The organism is Corynebacterium sp. KPL2830 (assembly GCF_040225635.1).
GTDB lineage: Bacteria > Actinomycetota > Actinomycetes > Mycobacteriales > Mycobacteriaceae > Corynebacterium.
Genome location: NZ_JBEHFR010000055.1, coordinates 1 through 3018 on the forward strand (window position 1 = coordinate 1; position 3018 = coordinate 3018).

General features: G+C 60.7%; 3 protein-coding genes and 1 tRNA gene. 1 reads left to right on the forward strand and 3 read right to left on the reverse strand.

Annotated features, from left to right (window positions below):
- Positions 1-125: 125 nt before the first annotated feature.
- Together ABRP87_RS11105 and ABRP87_RS11110 are read right to left on the reverse strand one after the other, a co-directional pair.
- Positions 126-207: transfer RNA gene (locus ABRP87_RS11105), tRNA-Tyr, on the reverse strand.
- A gap of 110 nt (positions 208-317) precedes the next feature.
- On the reverse strand, positions 318-1322 hold the full coding sequence (locus tag ABRP87_RS11110) for a polyprenyl synthetase family protein (RefSeq protein ID WP_349868827.1): 1005 nt from the start codon (positions 1320-1322) through the stop codon (positions 318-320).
- 98 nt (positions 1323-1420) lie between these two features.
- On the opposite strand from ABRP87_RS11110, the gene ABRP87_RS11115 reads away from it, so the two are divergent.
- Positions 1421-2689 carry a geranylgeranyl reductase family protein gene (locus ABRP87_RS11115; protein WP_349868829.1) on the forward strand — a complete coding sequence of 423 codons (1269 nt, stop codon included), beginning with the start codon at positions 1421-1423 and terminating at the stop codon, positions 2687-2689.
- Between the two features lie 16 nt (positions 2690-2705).
- Here the strand turns inward: ABRP87_RS11115 and ABRP87_RS11120 are convergent.
- The coding region (locus ABRP87_RS11120) for a class I SAM-dependent methyltransferase (RefSeq protein WP_349868831.1) at positions 2706-3018 on the reverse strand (313 nt) is incomplete at its 5' end.

A 3018-nucleotide genomic window follows, 5' to 3' on the forward strand; every position in this document is an offset into this window, starting at 1 on the left:
AAACCCCTACCCCCACCAACACAAAATGTCGTTTAACTCGACACGCCGAAAAACAACACGTTTTGTCGTTTAACCCCTAACCGCGAAGAAACCCCACAAGCTTGTGCTTGTGGGGCTCTAAGTTGTGCCAGGTAGAAGATTCGAACTTCTGAAGGCAATGCCGGCGGATTTACAGTCCGCTCCCTTTGGCCGCTCGGGCAACCTGGCATGCACTCTGTGGTGCGTGTATGTACTTTACTATGAAGCACCCACCTACCTCCAAATCGCCAGCGCAGCGGGGAGAAATGGGGTGTGTAGGAGGGGGCGCCGACAAGCAGCTAGCCCACGCGGCGGACGGTGTAATCCGCAAGCTGGCGCAGCGCTTGGCTAGCGGAATTTTCTGGCAGTATGGAAAGCTGTTCCTCTACGGTGCGTAGGTAGGCGTTAATGTCCTCTAGCGCCCGCTGACGGCCGCCAGACTGGCGCAGGAGCTCGATGGCACGCTCGACCTCAGCATCGGTTTCTAGGGGGCCTGTCAGCAGCTCACGCAGCTGGTCTCCCACCTCACCGTCTTCCTCCAGAGCGTAGAGGACGGGGAGGGTAAAGACGCCCTCGCGTAGGTCGGTACCCGGGGTCTTTCCGGAGTCTTTCGGGTCGGAGAAGATATCGATGACATCGTCCACGATTTGGAAGATCATGCCAATGGCACCGCCAATGCGGTACAGGGCCGCAGTATGGTCTGCCGAGGCACCGGAGTGATAAGCACCAAGGTATCCGGCAGAGGCAATAAGCACCGCGGTCTTTTCCTGAATAACGGCCATGTAGTGGTCCACGGGGTTGGCTTCGCCGGCACCGATGGTCTCACGCATCTGGCCGGTCACCAGCTCTTCAAAGGTATCCGCAAAGTGGCCTACGGTATGGGTATCTAGTTGGCTCATCAGGCGAGAGGCATGCGCGAGAAGGGCATCGCCGGCAAGGATGGCTACGGAATTATTCCACCGAGAGTTGGCGGATTCCACGCCGCGGCGGCGGTCCGCCTCATCCATCACATCATCGTGGTACAAGGTGGCAACGTGCACCATCTCCACAACGGTGGCGGACTTAATAACCTCTTCACAGCCCGGATTGGTGCCGTACTCAGAGGCAAGCAGTGCCATCATCGGACGAAAGCGCTTGCCACCTGCCTTGGACAGATGGCTTACCTTGTCCTTCAAGAAGTCCTGGCCGCGGTCAGTTTCACTGCGCAGCTTTTCTTCTACTGCTTCCATGCCCGCGCCAATGCGTTCATTAAGCTGTGGATCACCAAGATCCACGTGAGTGGCATGCGAGTGGCCGTGAGTCATTAAATAGCGTTCCTTGCAATTAAAAGCCAGAGATAATCGTTTATCTACCGTAGTCCAAACCAGCCCCCTTAACACACTTGAGGGGTTGAACTAGTGCAATGATAGTCCCTATGTCGGAACAGATCGATTCCCCCCACCCTCTCGAAGTCGCCATCATCGGCGCAGGACCCGCTGGAGCCGCCGCGGCCATCCATGCCGCCCGCGCTGGCTATGAGACTGTCCTCATTGATTCATCCACCTTCCCCCGCGATAAAACCTGCGGTGATGGCCTCACCCCGCGGGCAATGCACCAGCTAGATAAGCTCGGCATCACTGTTAACGCCTCCTACCGCAACCGAGGGCTTAAACTGCACGGCTACGGCGGGGACGTCACTGCCCCGTGGCCGCAGACCTATCCTTCCCAGGTGGGCACTGCCCTGCCGCGCTTTAGGTTCGATGCGCAGCTGGTAGAGGCAGCCACCGCCGCAGGCGCGACGCTTATATCCGGTACCCCCGCGAGCGCCCCAGTCATGGAGGGCAACCGGGTGACCTCGTTTCGCATCGGTGAGCAGATTATTCAGCCGAAATGGCTCATCGTGGCCGATGGCGTGCGTTCTACTTTTGGCAAGCAATTGGGCCGCACCTGGCACCGCGATGAGGTCTATGGCATCGCCGCGCGCTCCTATGCCGCCTCCCCTCAGGCAACCGAGCCGTGGATGCACTCGCACGTGGAATTAAAAGATGAAGACAATTCCGTCCAGCCCGGCTACGGGTGGATTTTCCCGTTGGGTGCAGAGCTTGGCCAAGTCAATATCGGCGTCGGCGCGCTATCGACAGCACAGCGGCCGGCCAAGATTAATACCAAAAAGTTGCTCGAGTTCTACGCCGCCCAACAGCGCGCGGAGTGGGGACTTGGGGACATCGAACACGTCACCTCTGCCCTGCTGCCCATGGGCGGTGCGGTCTCTAATGTAGCGGGGGCCAATTGGATGCTCATTGGTGATGCCGCCGCTTGCGTCAACCCTTTAAACGGCGAGGGCATCGACTACGGCCTCGAGACCGCAGCGCTCGCGGTGGGCATGCTAGGGCCGAAGGATTTCACCCTCGCGTGGCCGGCCACCCTGCGCGAGCACTACGGCGAATCCTTCCTGCTCGCGCGCACGGCCGCCCGCCTGTTGACCTACCCGCAATTCCTGCCCGTGGCGGGCCCATTAGCACTGCGCGGGCCGGTGGGCCGCTTGCTGATGCCCGCCGCCGCCCGCCTCATGGGCAACCTCATCACGGAGGAGGACCGCGACCTTATCGCCCGCCTGTGGCGCATGGCGGGCCGCAGCGTAGGCGCCGTCCGGCGCGATACGCCCCTGTGGGCCTCCACCGCGGAGGTCTAGGAGGGCTGCAAGAGGTTTACTGTGGGGCATCGGCAAGCGGTTTTGTAGCCGAGTGCAAGGCGACGATGCCCAAAGAAAGGTTTTGCCAGCCCGCATCGGCCCAGCCGTTGCGGTTGATGGCCGCCGCCAACTCCTCTTGTCCAGGCCAAGCGCGGATGGATTCCGCGAGGTAAATATAGGCGTCCGGGTTGGAGGAGACCACGCGCGCAACCGGAGGCAGCAGGCGCATGAGGTATTCCTTGTACACGGTGCCGAATACCGGGACGATGGGGGTGGAAAATTCCGCCACCGCCAGGCGCCCGCCCGGCTTGGTCACGCGCGCCATTTCC